This window comes from Frigoribacterium sp. CFBP9030 (genome assembly GCF_034045195.1).
GTDB lineage: Bacteria > Actinomycetota > Actinomycetes > Actinomycetales > Microbacteriaceae > Frigoribacterium.
On the sequence record NZ_JAXCWG010000001.1, the window covers coordinates 271220 to 285943 of the forward strand.

Consider the following 14724-nt stretch of genomic DNA (forward strand, 5'->3'; position numbering starts at 1 on the left):
ATCACCGCCCGATGCCCGTAGATTCGGGGCATGGCGGAATCGATCGAGGGGCGCGTGCAGAGCGCCGTCGACGCCTGGCTGCGCTGGCTGCCCCGCTGGCGCATCGGCACGGCCCGCGGGCGCACCCGCGTGTGCCGGCTCTGCTTCGGGTCGCCCGTCGCCGTCGCCGCCGGTTTCGACCGCGACGTGCCGCACGCCGTCCAGCACGCGCTGCTGAACCGGCTGCGTCACATCGTCGACGACGAGGTCGAGATCTACACGGCCCGCAACCTGCCGCTCGTCGACCGGGAGCTGCGTCGCGAGGCCGACGGCGTCGTCGACGTCGGCTACCGCCCCGACGTCGGTCTCGACCCCGAGTTCGAGGGGCTCGACGTCGATCCCGAACCGGACCCCGCTCAGCCGTTCCTGTTCACGCTGGCCGGTCTCGCAGAGGAGGACGCGCCTCCTGCCGGGTCCCGCACGGTCGACCCCGTCGAGTACTCCGACGAGGCCAAGGAGGCGCTGCGTCGAGAAGTCGCGCTGGCCGACGACCACGCGCAGTCGGTCGGCACGAGCCTCTGCTTCGCCCTCGTCGCTCAGCGGGAGCGCATCGGCGACGCCGTCGAGCGTCTCGTCGAACCGCAGATCGACGACCTGCTTTCGGAGCTGTCGCAGACGCTCGAGCAGCCCTCCTGAACCCGCTCCCGCTCGAAAGGCAGACATGACCGGCATCTCACGCAGCGGGCGCTCGAGGCGCTCCACAGGGCTCTGGTGGGTCGCCGTCGTCGATCTCCTGCTCGTCGCAGCGTTCGTCCTCATCGGCCGCAGCAGTCATGCCGAGGCCCTCGACCCCACGGGCGTCGCGACGACCCTCTGGCCGTTCGTCGTCGGTCTCGCCGTCGGCTGGGCGACGGTGCTCGGCGTGGGCTGGTCGATGCGCGGCCCCAGGGCGGGGCTGGTCGTCTGGGTGGCGACGGTCGTCGTGGGAGTGCTGCTGCGTGTCGCGAGCGGACAGGGCGTCGAGCCGAGCTTCGTCGTCGTCACGGCGATCGTGCTCGGGGTGTTCCTGGTGGGCTGGCGACTGATCGGGCTGCTCGCGGCCCGCCGACGAGGCGCCGGCCGACCCGTCTGACCCGCGCAGGGGTCGTCCACAGCCTGACCCGGCATACTCGAGGAGCCGATCCGAGCCCGTCCCGAGCGGGACCCGAACCGACCCAGGGACACATGACCTCCTCAGCCGCGCCGACCGCACTCCTGACCGCCGCATCCGCCCCCGGATCGTTGACCGAGAGCGGGGGCATCGTCGGCATCGCGTCGCGCGTGATCGACGCGCTGGGCGAGTGGGGCGTCGGTCTGCTGACCTTCATCGAGACGATCTTCCCGCCGATCCCGAGCGAGCTGATCCTGCCGTTGGCCGGTGCACTCGCCGGCAGCGGCGACATGAACATCGGCCTCCTCATCGTCGTCACGACGCTCGGAGCGTACGTCGGTGCACTCGTGCTGTACCTCCTCGGTGCGAAGCTCGGTCTCGAACGGAGCATCCGATGGCTCTCGAAGCTGCCGCTCGTCGACCGCGAGGACTTCGACAAGGCGGCGGGCTGGTTCCACCGGCACGGTCGCTCGGCCGTCTTCTTCGGGCGCTTCATCCCCGGCGTCCGCAGTCTCATCTCGCTGCCGGCCGGCGCCGACCGCATGCCCCTCGTCACGTTCTCGCTCTTCACCATCGTCGGCAGCGGCATCTGGAACACCCTCCTGATCTCCCTGGGTGCCGCCCTCGGAACCCAGTACGAGCTGATCGACGAGTACGCGAAGTACCTCGACTACATCGTCTACGGCGCGATCGCCGGCGTGATCGTCTGGCTCGTGGTGCGGGCGCTGCTGCGACGCCGACGACGCGGCGACTCCGCCGGCGCCCACGACACCCGCGAGCCCGGCGATCACCGAGACGCCGACGGCGACGTTCGCGGCTGATCCGCACGCTGCGCACAGGCAGGCGGCGGCGGGCGACCGTACTGTCGTGTTCGGCAGGTGCCTCCGCACCGCACACCACGAACGGAAGGGAACCGCTCCGATGGGATTCCTCGACAGACTCCTCGGCCGCGACGACGACCAGGCCAAGCCCGGCCCCAGGGCGGACACCCGGCCCTACGGCCAGCAGTCGTACGACCAGCAGCCCTACGGCCAGCAGTCGTACGACCAGCAGCCCTCCGGCCAGCAGTCGTATGACCAGGCGACCTCCGGCCAGCAGCCGTACGGGCAGGCGTCCGCGCCCCGGGCGTCCGCACCGCAGGCTGCACGGACCGACGACGAGATCGCCGTCGAGCGCTATCGCTACCTGCTGCGGACGGCCCCGCCCGAGACCATCGAGCAGGTGCACGCCGAGGCCTTCGAGAAGCTCACGCCCGAGCAGCGTCGCCTGGTCTTCGACGAGCTCAGCGCGCAGGCGTCCGAGAGCGAGCGCCCGCGCGGCGACGACCCGGCGTCGCTGGCGCAGGCCGCCACCCGGTCCGAGCTCCGCCAGCCGGGCACCCTCGAGCGCACGCTCGGCGGCGGCAGCCCCTCCGAGGGGCAGAACGCCCAGGGTCGCCGCGGGCCCGGCATGGGCTCGATGATCGGCGGCTCGCTGCTCGGCACGGTGGCCGGCTTCGTGATCGGCTCGGCGCTGGTCGGTGCGTTCCTGCCCGACGGCGGCGCCACGGCCGACGGCGGCGAGGGCGACCAGGGCGATGGCTCCGACCCGGGCGACACGGGCACGGAGACCGCGGGCGCCGACACCGGCGCGGGCGACGGCGGCGGCGACTTCGGGGGTGGCGACTTCGGTGGCGGTGGATTCGGCGGGGGCGACTTCGGGGGCGGCGACTTCGGCGGCTTCGACATCTAGCACCGTGCGGCGCTGCGCCATGGTGACGGCCGAGGAGGCGCGACTCACGCGAGTCGCGCCTCCTCGGTCGTGAACGACTACCGTCGGAGACCCGCGAACGCGAGGATGAGTCGAGGAGAAGCATGAGCACCAGCAGGATCGCCGTCGTCACCGGAGGAACCGCCGGACTCGGCCGTGCCACCGTCCGAGAGCTCGCCGCCCGCGGCTGGGACGTCGCGGTGCTCGCCCGCGGTCAGGACGGACTCGACGGGGCCGTCGCCGACGTCGAGGCCGCCGGGCGTCGCGCTCTCGGCATCCCGACGGACGTCGCCGACCGTGCGCAGGTCGAGGCCGCCGCCGATCGCGTCGAATCGGAGCTCGGGCCCATCGACCTCTGGGTGAACGACGCCATGGTCGGGGTGTTCGGCGAGTTCCTGGACACCGACCCCGACGACTTCGAGCGGGCGACGGCCGTCAACTACTTCGGCTTCGTCAACGGAACCCGTGCGGCCCTCTCGCGGATGGTGCCGCGCGACAGCGGTCACGTGATCCAGGTCGGCTCGGCGCTGGCGCACCGCGGCATCCCCCTGCAGGCCGCATACTGCGCCGCGAAGCACGCCGTCCAGGGCTTCACGGAGTCGGTGACCACCGAGCTGCTGCACAACAAGAGCGCGGTCCGCATCTCGACGGTCGACATGCCGGCGCTGAACACCATCCAGTTCAACTGGGTCCGCACGGATCTGCCCGACCACCCGATGCCCGTCGCGCCGATCTTCGAACCCGAGGTCGGCGCCCGGGCCATCGCCGCCGTCGCCGAGAAGCCGCGTCGCCGGTCGTGGATCGGCGAGCCGACGCTGGGCACGGTCATGGGCAATCGCCTCGCCGCGGGGCTGATGGACGTCTTCCTGGCCAAGACCGGCTACTCGGGTCAGCAGGCGCCTCAGAAGAAGGAGCCGATGCTGCCCGACAACCTCTACGAGCCCACGGCCGGCGACCACGGGGCGCGAGGCATCTTCAGCGATCAGGCCCATTCGACGAGCCCCCAGGTCTGGTACACCGAGCACCGCGGCCTCGGTCGCGGTCTCGCGGTCGCCGCCGCCCTCGGCGCCGGATTCGCGACCGTCCGGGCGGTGTCGGGGCGTCGCCGATGAGCCGGCCCTACGACGCATCGGTCGTCGGGGCGGGTCCCAACGGGCTGGCCGCGGCGGTGGTGCTCGCTCGGGCGGGGCTCAAGGTGCAGCTCGTGGAGCGGGCGTCGACCATCGGCGGCGGCACGCGCACGGCCGAGCTGACCCTGCCCGGCTTCCGCCACGACATCTGCTCCGCCGTGCACCCGATGGCCATGGCCTCGGGGTTCTTCCGGCGGTGGGGGCTCGAGCAGCGCGTCGAGATGATCGTGCCCGAGATCTCGTACGCGCATCCCGTCGACGGAGGCACCGCGGGTGTGGCGTACCGCGACCTCGAGCGGACGGTCGCCGGTCTCGGGGTGGACGGGCCGACCTGGCGCCGCATGTTCGGCCGCCTCGTCGACCTCGAGGACGAGATCTCGCAGTTCACGCTGTCGCCCATCCTGCAGGTGCCCAGGCACCCCGGCACGGTGGTGGAGTTCGGCCTGCGCATCCTCGCCCAGGGCGGCCCCTGGTGGGACGCCGGGCTGAAGACGCGCGAGGCGACGGCCCTGCTCGCCGGCGTCATGGCCCACGCCATCCGTCCGATGCCGAGCCTGTCCGCCTCCGCCGCCGGTCTGACCCTCGCCGTGCACGGGCATGGGCGGGGCTGGGCTCTGCCTCGCGGCGGCAGCCAGTCGATCGCCGATGCGCTCGCGGCCGACCTCGTGGCGCACGGCGGGGTGATCGAGACCGACACGGAGATCACCGACCTCGGGCAGCTCGACAGCGACGTCGCACTGCTGGACGTGACGCCCCGGCAGCTGATCTCGATGGCCGGCGCGCGCCTCCCCGACGGCTATCGTCGTCGCCTCGAGCGGTTCCGCTACGGCGGGGGAGCGTCGAAGGTCGACTTCGCGCTCAGCGGCCCGGTGCCCTGGGCGGTCGACGCCCTGCGGGGGTCGCCGACGGTGCACCTCGGCGGCGATCGGGCCGACGTGGCCCGCGCCGAGCACGACGTGGCCAGGGGGCGGCACTCCGACGACCCGTTCGTGCTCGTCGTGCAGCCGAGCGTCGTCGACGACACCCGGGCACCGAGCGGGCAGCACTCGCTCTGGACGTACGCGCACGTGCCGTCGGGCAGCACCCGCGACATGACCGAGGTCATCACGGCGCAGATCGAGCGCTTCGCGCCGGGCTTCCGCGACGTGGTGCTCGCGTCGCACTCGTACAGCGCCGACGAGCTCGAGGCCCACGACCCGAACTACATCGGCGGCGACATCGCCTCGGGTGCGCCGAGCCTCAAACAGCTCGTCGTGCGCCCGGTGCTGTCGACCGAGCCGTGGCGGACCCCCGTCGCCGGCGTGTACCTCGCGTCGTCGTCGGTGCCGCCCGGGCCGAGCGTGCACGGGATGGGTGGCGCCTACGCCGCCCGCAGCGCCCTCCGGCACGAGTTCGGCATCACCGACCTGCCCCATCTGGGACCCGACCGGGAGGAGCCGGCATGAGCATCGAGGAGCGATTCATGGACGCATCGCCCGACAACGTCTTCGCGATCCTGCGCGACGGCTGGTCGTACCCGAGCTGGGTCGTCGGGGCGTCGCGAGTGCGCGATGTGGAGCCCGCGTGGCCGGAGGCCGGCTCGAAGATCAGCCACTCGGTCGGCGTCTGGCCCGCGGTGATCGACGACTCGACGAGCATCGTCGAGTGGGACCCGCCCCGTCGCGTCGTCATGATCGCGCGCGGCTGGCCCCTGGGGGAGGCGCGGGTCGGGTTCGCGGTCAAGCCCATCTCGGGCGGTTCGCACGTCACCATGACGGAGGACGCGGTGTCCGGCCCGGGGACCCTCGTGCCGAGACCGCTGCAGAACGTCATGCTCAAGCACCGCAATCGCGAGACGCTGCAGCGGCTGGCCTGGCTGGCCGAGGGGCGACGGGACGGCAAGGCCGACTAGGTCGGGTCTCGCCGCCCCCGGGCCAGGACGCCCGGGGCGCTGTCGGTCAGTGACCGAGCAGCTCGTCGCGCACCTTGCGGCGCAGCACCTTGCCGATCAGCGAGGTCGGCAGGGCGTCGACGACGACGATGCGTCGCGGCACCTTGTAGGGCGTGAGGTGCTTGCGGGCGAAGGCACGCAGCTCGGCGACGTCGACCTCGGCACCGGGGGAGACGACGATCGCCGCGGCGACCTGCTCGCCGCCGGGGCTCGGCATGCCGACCACGGCCGCGTCGACGACGCCCTCGAAGCGCGTCAGGACCTCTTCGACCTCGGAGGGCGCGACGTTGAACCCACCGGTGATGATGAGCTCCTTGATGCGGTCGACGACGCGCACGAAGCCGTCGTCGTCGACGGTGACGATGTCTCCGGTGCGGAACCAGTCGCCGTCGACGAAGACCTCGCTCGTGGCCTGCGGCTTGCGGTAGTAGCCGGTGAACACCTGGGGGCCGCGCACGATCAGCTCGCCTGACTCGCCCGGGGCGACGTCGACCGTCGGCTGGTCGGGGTCGACGACCCGCACCTCCGTGCTCGGCAGCGGGAGCCCCACGGTGCCGGCGCGGCGGGTCGGCCCGACGGGATTGGCCATGAGCACGGGCGAGCACTCGGAGAGCCCGTAGCCCTCGACCAGCCAGCCGCCGGACTCGGCCTCCCACGGCTCGACGACCTCGGCGGACAGGGGCATGGCGCCCGAGATCGCGACCTCGACGCCACGCAGCGAGACGCCGGCGTCGTCGGCCGCCTTGCGGAGGCGCGTGTAGATCGGCGGGACGGCAGGCAGGAAGGTCGGCGGTCGCTTCTTCATGACCTTGAGGACGAGCGCCGGGTCGAAGGCGGGGAACAGCACGAGGCGCGCCCCCATGCTCATCGCGAAGGTCAGGCAGAGCGTCAGGCCGTAGGCGTGGAACATCGGCAGGACGGCGTAGACGGTGCACGCGCCCTGCTCGATGGTCGGCACCCAGGCCCGTGACTGCGCCGCGTTCGAGAGCAGGTTGCGGTGCGTCAGCTGCGCGCCCTTCGGCGTGCCGGTGGTGCCGCTCGTGTACTGGATGACCGCGAGGTCGTCGGTCTCGGGGCGGGGGTGCTTGGGGCGGATCGGGCGCGAGCCGACGACGTCCTCCCACGGGGTCGTGCCGCGGACCGGCGCGTAGAGGCGCTCGCGGGACTCGCGTGCCTTGGCGATCGGCAGACGGAGGGCCAGCCGCGTGCCGAACGGCATCGCCTTCGTCACGTCGACCGAGACGACGTGGTCGACCGCGACGTCGTCGGGGAACGCCTGGATCGTGTCGACGACCTTGTTCCAGGCGATGGCGATCTTGGCGCCGTGGTCTTCGAACTGGTGACGCAGCTCGCGCGGCGTGTAGAGCGGGTTGTGCTCGACGACCACGGCGCCGAGACGCAGGACGGCGTAGAACGCGACGACGTGCTGCGGGCCGTTCGGCAGCACGAGGGCCACGGTGTCGCCGTGGCCCACTCCGAGCTTCCGCAGGCCCTCGGCCGCACGCGCGATCTGCTCGACGAGCTCGGTGTACGAGGTCGTGGCCCCGAAGTACTCGAGCGCCACCGCCTTCGGGTAGCGCTTCGCGCTGCCGTCCACCAGGTCGAGGAGAGAGCCCGTGACGGGCTCGATCTCGTGCGGGACGCCGGGGGCGTACGAGTCAAGCCAGGGACGCGGGGTCTCGATGGTCACCCTCTCACTCTAGGGCGAACGAGGCCGTTCGATCGTGCGCGTCGTGCAGCGACGCGGGGAAGGGGCACCTGGACGCCGTCCAGACGGGCGGGCGTTGGATCGGGGGGACCCGCACCCCGACGAGAGGAACACCGTGAGCAAGGTCTGGTTCATCACCGGAGCATCCAAGGGCTTCGGCCGAGAGTGGGCCGAGGCCGCACTCGAACGAGGCGATCGCGTCGCCGGCACCGCACGGAACCTGGACGACGTCGCCGGTCTCGTCGAGCAGTACGGTGACGCCTTCCTGCCGCTGCAGCTCGACGTCACCGACCGCGCGGCCGACATCGCCGCCGTGCAGGAGGCCGCCGAGACGTTCGGTCGTCTCGACGTCGTCGTGAACAACGCCGGCTACGGCCACTTCGGCATGGTCGAGGAGATCAGCGAGACCGAGGCCAGGGGGCAGCTCGAGACGAATCTGTTCGGCGCCCTGTGGGTGACGCAGGCTGCTCTGCCGATCATGCGCGAGCAGGGGTCGGGCCACATCGTGCAGGTGTCCAGCATCGGCGGCATCAGCGCGTTCCCGACGGTCGGCATCTACCACGCGTCGAAGTGGGCGCTCGAGGGCATCAGCCAGTCGCTGGCGCAGGAGGTGGCGGGCTTCGGCATCCACGTCACCCTGGTCGAGCCCGGCGGGTTCAGCACCGACTGGTCGGGCCCGTCCGCGTCTCGCAGCGACGAGCTCGAGGAGTACGCCGAGGTGCGCGAGGCCGCCTCGAAGCGCCCGTCGGCCGCCGACCCGGGTGACCCGAAGGCCACGCGCGGCGCGATCCTCAAGGTCGTCGACGCCGAGCAGCCGCCCCTCCGCATCTTCTTCGGCAAGGCGCCGCTCGGCATCGCCACCAAGGACTACGAGTCGCGTCTCGCGACGTGGAACGAGTGGCAGTCCGTCTCGGTCGAGGCGCACGGCGGCTGACCCTCCGTCGCCGACGCCCGCCGTGCCTCCTGCGTCTCCCGAGACCTGCAGGAGGCGCGGTGTCCGTTCCCGGGAGTCCTCAGGTCCGAGAGCGCATGATCGGGCCATGACCGACCTCGTCTCCCCGCTGCGCGCCCGTCTGCAGCAGACCTTCAACGGGCAGGCGACGGGCACGCCGCAGTGGATGATCGACCTCGAGAAGGGCGACGACGAGGGGTTCTTCGAGCCGGGGTCGGCCGTCTGGGCCGTGCACGGGGCCAAGGCGACCATCGCCGCCGGGGTTCGGGCGCTGCTCGTCCAGGCCCTCCACCCCGGTGCGCTCGCCGGAGTGCACGACCACTCGCGCTTCAAGGAGGACCCTCTGGGGCGGCTCGCCGGGACGATCCGCTGGATCTACACGGTCACCTACGGCAGTCGGGACGCCGCGACCCAGGCGTCGAACTGGGTCTCGCGGCTGCATACGAAAGTCGTCGGGCAGTACGACGACCGTCACGGCGTCTCGCACGGTTACGCGGCCAACGACCCCGAGCTGCTCAGCTGGGTGCACATGGCCTTCGCCGACTCGTTCCTGGCCGCCTTCCATCGATGGGGCGGGCGCGAGGTGCCCGGAGGCCCCGATGCCTACGTCCGCGAGTGGGCCGTCGCCGGCGAGCTGATGGGTGTGCCGAATCCGCCGCTGACCGTTGCCGAGATGCAGCACCAGCTGATGGACTTCGATCGCCGGGGAGTCCTCGAGCGGACCTCCCGCACCGACGACGTCGTGCGGTTCATCCGGCGTCCGCCGCTGTTCCCCGTCCTCCGGGCCGGCTACCCCCTGCTGTTCAACGGCGCGGTCGCGACGCTGCAACCCCGATTTCAGGAGCTGCTCGATCTGCGTCCGCCGCACGTCGGTCCCGTCGAGCTGCCGACCGCCGGTCCCGCCGCGGCCGTGCTGCGGGGAGTGGGCGCCGTCATGGGCCCGCGGCCGCCGGCTGAGAAGCACGCGCTGACGCGACTCGAACGACTCGGGTGGGCATCGGTCTGACCCCAGCAGGCGACTGAGAGGATGTCGTCGTGACCGACACCGCGCCTCCTCGTCCCCATCGACCGTTCCGCCTCCTGCGCGACGTCGTCGTGATCGTGCTGATCGCCCTGCTCGTCTCGTGGGGCGTCCGCACGTATCTGGTGCGGTCGTTCTACATCCCGTCCGCGTCGATGGAGAACACGCTGATGATCGGCGACCGGCTGGTCGTCAACGTGCTCGCCTCGAACGCGATGCCGCTGCACCACGGCGACATCGTCGTCTTCGAGGATCCGGGCGGCTGGCTGCCGGGGGAGCCGGGTCAGGACCTCGTCAAGCGCGTCATCGGTCTGCCGGGCGACACCGTCTCGTGCTGCGACGCCGAGGGGCGCGTGCTCGTCAACGGCGAGCCGATCGACGAGCCGTACATCACGGTGCCCGCGGGCGACCCGGCGTCGCTGACGCCCTTCGACGTCACCGTGCCCGAGGGGGCGCTGTGGGTGCTCGGCGACAACCGCGAGGACTCCGCCGACTCGCGGGCGCACCAGAGCGGGCCCTACGCGGGGTTCGTCCCGGAGGAGAACGTCGTCGGCCGGGCCTTCGTGGTGTTCTGGCCGTTCGACCGGGCCCGCTGGCTCTAGTCGTGCCGGGACGTCCCGTCTAGCCCGCGGCGATGAGGCTGTCGCGGACCTGCCGACGCAGCACCTTGCCGATCAGCGACTTCGGCAGCTCGTCGACCACGACGACCCGGCGCGGCACCTTGTAGGCGGCAAGACGGCCGCGGCAGTGATCGCGCACGGCGGCCTCGTCGAGGGTCGCGCCCGCGGCCAGGACCACGGCCGCGACGACGTCCTCGCCGCCCTCGGCGCGCGGGACCCCCACCACGGCGGCCTCGGCGATGCCGTCGGCCCCGAGCACGGCCTCCTCCACCTCGGACGGGGCGACGTTGAAGCCGCCCGTGACGATGAGCTCCTTGATGCGGTCGACGATGGTCACGTAGCCGTCGGCGCTCATGCTGACGATGTCGCCGGTGCGGAACCAGCCGCCCTCGAGGAACGCCTCGGCGGTCTCGTCGGGCCGGTTCCAGTAGCCGCGGAACACCTGCGGACCACGCAGCAGCAGTTCGCCCGCTGCCCCGGGAGGCACGGGTCGGGTCGGATCGGGGGAGTCCCGGTCGACGACGATCGCCTCCGTCGACGGGAACGGCACCCCGACGGTGCCGACGCGGCGGGTCGGGCCGATGGGGTTTCCGAGCGCGACGGGCGAGGTCTCGGTGAGACCGAAGCCCTCGACGAGCATGCCGCCCGTCACCCCCTCCCAGGCGGTCACGACGGAGGTCGGCAGATTCATGGCACCCGAGATGGCGAAGCGGGCCGACGACAGGTCGACGCGCTTCTCGCGAGCGCCGTCGGCGAGTCGCTGATAGATCGGCGGCACCGCCGGCAGGAATGTCGGCGGGTGCTTCTTCGCCGCCTTGAGCACGAGGTCGACGTCGAACTTCGGGAACAGCACCAGCCGCGCGCCGAGACTCATCGCGAAGGTGAGGCACAGCGTCAGCCCGTAGGCGTGGAAGAACGGCAGCACGCCGTAGACCGTCTCGGCGCCCTCGACCAGCCCCGGCACCCACGCGCGCCCCTGCTCGGCGTTGCTGCGGAGGTTGCGGTGCGTGAGGATCGCGCCCTTCGGCGACCCGGTCGTGCCGCTGGTGTACTGCAGCAGGGCGACATCGTCGACCTCGGGCCGGGGGTGCTTCTTCTTGATCGGGCGGTTCGACAGCAGGTCGTCGAACGTCGAGTCGCCCGTCGCGCCGTCCGTCAGCGCCGCCCGCGACGACCTGGCGGCGGGCACCGGCAGCTTCAGCGCCAACCGGGTGCCGAGCGGCATGCCCTTGGTCACGTCGACCGACACGATGGTCGTCAGACCGAGGTCGGAGGGCAGGGCGCGGAGGCGGTCGACCAGCTTGTCCCATGCGACCGCCACGGTCGCGCCGTGGTCCTCGAAGAGGTGGCGCAGCTCGCGGTCGGTGTAGAGCGGGTTGTGCTCGACGACGACGGCGCCGAGGCGCAGCACGGCGTAGAACGCGACCACGTGCTGCGGGCTGTTGGGGACGATCAGGGCGACGCGGTCTCCTCGACGCACGCCGAGCCTCCTGAGCCCCTCGGCCGCGCGCGCGATCTGGTCGCCCAGATCGCGGTACGACGTCTCGCGCCCGAAGAACTCGAGGGCCGGACGCGTGCGGTGCGCGGCCACGGCGTCGTCGATCAGGTCGACGAGGCTGCCCGTGACGGGCTCGATGTCGGCGGGGACGTCAGGAGCGTAGCTGTGCAGCCACGGGCGGTCGATCGGATCGGTCATGCCCCGAGCTTGCCAGGGTCGGGTGATGAACCCCCGGGAGGCGCGAATGCGACGGGCGTGTCAGCGGGCGTCGCGGCCCGTCAACGCGAGCAGGCGGATGTGGAGCGGGGCGTCGTCGCCGACCGGCACGGGCGACGCGAACAGCCCCGAGGCCTCGAGAGCGTCCTTCTGCGGCTCGAAGACGCCCCAGACGGCCTCGACCAGGGCGTCGTCCAGCTCTTCGTCGGCGCCGACCGCACGAGCGAGATCCCAGCTGTGGATGGTGACGTCGGCGACCTGCTCGGCCAGGTACTCGTGCACGGGGACGACGTCGGCGCTCAGTCGCACCTCGGCGTGCGGATCGGCGTCGCGCCAGGCCGCCGTCGCGGCGTTCGACCAGCGGTGCCAGGCCTCGACGAGGTCGTCGCCGAGCGGCTCGATGGAGTTCTCGGCCTCGGCGGGGTCGCCGCCCTCGAGCAGGAGGGGCACCCACTGCTGCTCGCGGGTCACGTGCCGGACGAGGTCGCGGACCTTCCACTCGGTGTCGGGTGTGGGGGCGTCCCAGTCGGCCACGGCCTCGACCCGGCGGGCGAACTCGTCGTGCGCGGTCTTCTGCAGGGTGATCCAGTCGACGGTCATGGGAGTCCTCTCGGGTGGTGCGGGGCTGACTGCCAGGGCCAACCGTACGGGGCCGCGCATTGTTCCGCGGGTCGGTGCGGCGGGTTCCCGTCATCGGGGGCGGGTCAGCGCTGACCCGCCGCCGATGACGGGAACCCGCCGAAGCCCCGGAGGCGCGGGTCGCGGGCCCGCCGGAGCCGAGGAGGCGCGGGTCGCGCACGAAGGGCCCGCATCCGACAGGCGGATGCGGGCCCTCGAGAGGTGCTGCTGCTTACGCGGGGAGCACGAACTGGATCTCGAGCGTGACGGTCACGTCGTTGCCGAGCGTGAAGCCGCCGGCCTCGAGGGCCGCGTTCCAGGTGACGCCGAAGGCGGTGCGGTCGATCTTGGTGGTCGCCGAGAAGCCGAGCTTGGTCTGGCCGTAGCCGTCGACGACGAGGCCGCCGAACTCGCTCTTCAGGGTGACGGGCTTGGTGACGCCACGGAGGGTCAGGTCGCCGTGCACGAGGAACTCGTCGCCGCTCTTCTCCTCGATGCTGGTCGAGACGAAGGTCATCTTGGGGTGCTCCTCGGCCAGGAAGAAGTCGCCGGTCTGCAGGTGACCGTCGCGGTCCTTCTGGTTCGTGTTGACCGACGCGACGTCGATCGAGGCCGTGACCTTGCTCGCGGTGTGGTCCTCGGCGGTGACGAGGGTCGCGTCGAACGACTCGAAGCTGCCCTTGACCTTGCTGATGGCGAGGTGACGGACGCTGAAGGAGACCTCGCTGTGCGTGGGGTCGAGGTTCCAGGTGCCGGCGGGGATGGTCTCGGTGGTGATTGCCATGGTGTTCTCCTATTGGTCTGGGTGACTGATGTGACGATGTCCGGTGGTGCGATGACGTCTGGGGTTTCGGTGACGTGTCACCGAAGGTCGGTACGAGTATATGCAAGTGCATCCACCCCTGGCGAATTCCCGTGACGCCGGGTTTCTCCGCGCAGGGTCGCTCAGGCGGGTCGCTCGTCGGGCGAGACCGTCTTCGACGGGTCGGTCTCGGCGAGGTCGCCGAGCGCCGCGTCGATCGCGGTCATGACCTCGGCGGGCAGCTTCACGCCCGCGGCCTTGACGTTGTCGCCGACCTGCTCGGGTCGCGAGGCGCCGATGATGGCCGACGCCACGTTGTCGTTCTGCAGCACCCAGGCGATGGCGAGCTGGGCCATCGTGAGGCCCAGATCGGCGGCGATCGGCTCGAGCTTCGCGACACCGGTGAGCACCTCGTCGGTGAGGAACCTCTTGATCGAGCTAGCGCCTCCCTTGTCGTCCGTGGCGCGGCTGCCGGCGGGCAGCTCGGCGCCCGGCTTGTACTTGCCGGTGAGCACGCCCTGCGCGACCGGCGACCAGACGATCTGGCCGAGACCGTGCTGCTTGCTGGTGGGCACGACCTCCTGCTCGATGACGCGCCAGAGCATCGAGTACTGCGGCTGGTTCGAGATGAGCTGCACGCCGTACTTGACGGCCAGCTCGTGCCCGGCACGGATCTGGTCCGCGTTCCACTCGCTGACCCCGATGTAGAGCGCCTTGCCCTGGCGGATGACGTCGGCGAACGCCTGCATGGTCTCTTCGAGCGGGGTGTCGGCGTCGTAGCGGTGCGCCTGGTAGAGGTCGACGTAGTCGGTGCCGAGACGACGGAGCGACCCGTCGATCGACTCGAGGATGTGCTTGCGGCTCAGCCCGACGTCGTTGTGACCGCGGGGCCCGGTCGGCCAGTACACCTTCGTGAAGATCTCGAGCGACTCGCGACGCTCGCCCTTGAGCGCGTCGCCGAGAACCTGCTCCGCCGCCGTGTTCGCGTACGCGTCGGCGGTGTCGAAGGTCGAGATGCCGGCGTCGAGCGCGGCACGGACGCACTGCGCGGCGACGTCGTTCTCGACCTGCGAGGCGTGGGTCAGCCAGTTGCCGTAAGTGATCTCGGAGATCTTGAGGCCGCTGTTTCCTAGGTATCTGAAGTCCATGTCGTCAAACTACGCGCCTCGGGTGGCCGACGGGCTGCCCCCCGACCGGGGGACGTTAACGGGAGATGACGGGAAGCTGGCAATTCCCCGGCAGCCGGGGGATCCGACCAAACCGATTTTCGAGCACCCCCCGAACCGGTGCCATACCCGAGGTGAGAACCCTCGGACGAGGGGCGCCGCCGACTGCCGCCCCGGCGCCGACC

Annotated in this window: 15 protein-coding genes; 10 read left to right on the plus strand and 5 right to left on the minus strand. The window is 71.4% G+C overall.

From position 1 onward, the window contains the following. The first annotated feature begins 30 nt into the window (after positions 1–30). From SOM13_RS01240 to SOM13_RS01270, 7 genes are all read left to right on the plus strand, one after another. Positions 31–675, plus strand: coding sequence for a spermidine/putrescine ABC transporter substrate-binding protein (locus tag SOM13_RS01240; protein WP_320478678.1), 645 nt, complete (start codon positions 31–33; stop codon positions 673–675). Between the two features lie 25 nt (positions 676–700). Then, positions 701–1111: a DUF3054 domain-containing protein gene (locus SOM13_RS01245; protein ID WP_320478679.1), complete on the plus strand. Its 411-nt coding sequence runs from the start codon at positions 701–703 to the stop codon at positions 1109–1111. A 92-nt stretch (positions 1112–1203) separates the two neighbouring features. After that, positions 1204–1950, plus strand: coding sequence for a DedA family protein (locus SOM13_RS01250; RefSeq protein ID WP_320478680.1), 747 nt, complete (start codon positions 1204–1206; stop codon positions 1948–1950). 100 nt (positions 1951–2050) lie between these two features. Then, positions 2051–2860 (plus strand): hypothetical protein, encoded by an 810-nt coding sequence (locus SOM13_RS01255; protein WP_320478681.1) that lies wholly within the window; start codon positions 2051–2053, stop codon positions 2858–2860. A 122-nt stretch (positions 2861–2982) separates the two neighbouring features. Continuing rightward, entirely contained in the window at positions 2983–3990 is a 1008-nt protein-coding gene (locus SOM13_RS01260; RefSeq protein ID WP_320478682.1) for an SDR family oxidoreductase, read from the plus strand. Beyond that, positions 3987–5453 (plus strand): NAD(P)/FAD-dependent oxidoreductase, encoded by a 1467-nt coding sequence (locus tag SOM13_RS01265; protein ID WP_320476971.1) that lies wholly within the window; start codon positions 3987–3989, stop codon positions 5451–5453. Before SOM13_RS01260 ends, SOM13_RS01265 begins: the two co-directional genes overlap by 4 nt. After that, positions 5450–5899 (plus strand): SRPBCC family protein, encoded by a 450-nt coding sequence (locus SOM13_RS01270; RefSeq protein WP_320478683.1) that lies wholly within the window; start codon positions 5450–5452, stop codon positions 5897–5899. The genes SOM13_RS01265 and SOM13_RS01270 overlap by 4 nt, the downstream gene beginning before the upstream one ends. Before the next feature lie 46 nt (positions 5900–5945). Here the strand turns inward: SOM13_RS01270 and SOM13_RS01275 are convergent, their stop codons facing one another. Beyond that, positions 5946–7628 (minus strand): long-chain-fatty-acid--CoA ligase, encoded by a 1683-nt coding sequence (locus SOM13_RS01275; RefSeq protein ID WP_320478684.1) that lies wholly within the window; start codon positions 7626–7628, stop codon positions 5946–5948. Between the two features lie 133 nt (positions 7629–7761). Between SOM13_RS01275 and SOM13_RS01280 the strand changes: the two genes are divergently transcribed. The 3 genes from SOM13_RS01280 (at position 7762) to lepB (ending at position 10221) form a co-directional block, all read left to right on the plus strand. Beyond that, the gene (locus SOM13_RS01280; protein ID WP_320478685.1) at positions 7762–8580 is read left to right on the plus strand and encodes an SDR family oxidoreductase; all 819 of its coding nucleotides are present in this window, start codon (positions 7762–7764) and stop codon (positions 8578–8580) included. Between the two features lie 106 nt (positions 8581–8686). Continuing rightward, a complete protein-coding gene (locus tag SOM13_RS01285) occupies positions 8687–9604 on the plus strand; it encodes an oxygenase MpaB family protein (RefSeq protein WP_320478686.1) in 918 nt (305 codons plus the stop codon). A gap of 29 nt (positions 9605–9633) precedes the next feature. Further along, positions 9634–10221 (plus strand): signal peptidase I, encoded by a 588-nt coding sequence (gene lepB, locus SOM13_RS01290; RefSeq protein ID WP_243215847.1) that lies wholly within the window; start codon positions 9634–9636, stop codon positions 10219–10221. Between the two features lie 19 nt (positions 10222–10240). Here lepB and SOM13_RS01295 read toward each other — a convergent pair whose 3' ends face one another. The 4 genes from SOM13_RS01295 to SOM13_RS01310 all read right to left on the minus strand — a co-directional run bounded on the left by SOM13_RS01295 (position 10241) and on the right by SOM13_RS01310 (position 14521). Further along, on the minus strand, positions 10241–11935 hold the full coding sequence (locus SOM13_RS01295; RefSeq protein ID WP_192059877.1) for a long-chain-fatty-acid--CoA ligase: 1695 nt from the start codon (positions 11933–11935) through the stop codon (positions 10241–10243). 60 nt (positions 11936–11995) lie between these two features. Continuing rightward, complete coding sequence (locus tag SOM13_RS01300; protein WP_320478687.1) at positions 11996–12553, minus strand: TIGR03086 family metal-binding protein; 558 nt, start codon at positions 12551–12553, stop codon at positions 11996–11998. A gap of 250 nt (positions 12554–12803) precedes the next feature. Then, positions 12804–13355: a YceI family protein gene (locus SOM13_RS01305; protein ID WP_243215189.1), complete on the minus strand. Its 552-nt coding sequence runs from the start codon at positions 13353–13355 to the stop codon at positions 12804–12806. A gap of 161 nt (positions 13356–13516) precedes the next feature. Continuing rightward, positions 13517–14521, minus strand: a complete 1005-nt coding sequence (locus tag SOM13_RS01310) for an aldo/keto reductase family protein (protein WP_320478688.1) — start codon at positions 14519–14521, stop codon at positions 13517–13519. Between the last annotated feature and the right edge of the window lie 203 nt (positions 14522–14724).

Bases quoted from the DNA above. Each gene is read 5' to 3' on its own strand.
- SOM13_RS01245 (WP_320478679.1), top strand. From the start codon at position 701: ATGACCGGCATCTCACGCAGCGGGCGCTCGAGGCGCTCCACAGGGCTC.
- SOM13_RS01250 (WP_320478680.1), top strand. From the start codon at position 1,204: ATGACCTCCTCAGCCGCGCCGACCGCACTCCTGACCGCCGCATCCGCC.
- SOM13_RS01285 (WP_320478686.1), top strand. From the start codon at position 8,687: ATGACCGACCTCGTCTCCCCGCTGCGCGCCCGTCTGCAGCAGACCTTC.
- SOM13_RS01305 (WP_243215189.1), bottom strand. From the start codon at position 13,355: ATGGCAATCACCACCGAGACCATCCCCGCCGGCACCTGGAACCTCGAC.
- SOM13_RS01310 (WP_320478688.1), bottom strand. From the start codon at position 14,521: ATGGACTTCAGATACCTAGGAAACAGCGGCCTCAAGATCTCCGAGATC.
- SOM13_RS01255 (WP_320478681.1), top strand. From the start codon at position 2,051: ATGGGATTCCTCGACAGACTCCTCGGCCGCGACGACGACCAGGCCAAG.
- SOM13_RS01260 (WP_320478682.1), top strand. From the start codon at position 2,983: ATGAGCACCAGCAGGATCGCCGTCGTCACCGGAGGAACCGCCGGACTC.
- SOM13_RS01240 (WP_320478678.1), top strand. From the start codon at position 31: ATGGCGGAATCGATCGAGGGGCGCGTGCAGAGCGCCGTCGACGCCTGG.
- SOM13_RS01300 (WP_320478687.1), bottom strand. From the start codon at position 12,553: ATGACCGTCGACTGGATCACCCTGCAGAAGACCGCGCACGACGAGTTC.
- SOM13_RS01295 (WP_192059877.1), bottom strand. From the start codon at position 11,935: ATGACCGATCCGATCGACCGCCCGTGGCTGCACAGCTACGCTCCTGAC.
- SOM13_RS01265 (WP_320476971.1), top strand. From the start codon at position 3,987: ATGAGCCGGCCCTACGACGCATCGGTCGTCGGGGCGGGTCCCAACGGG.
- SOM13_RS01270 (WP_320478683.1), top strand. From the start codon at position 5,450: ATGAGCATCGAGGAGCGATTCATGGACGCATCGCCCGACAACGTCTTC.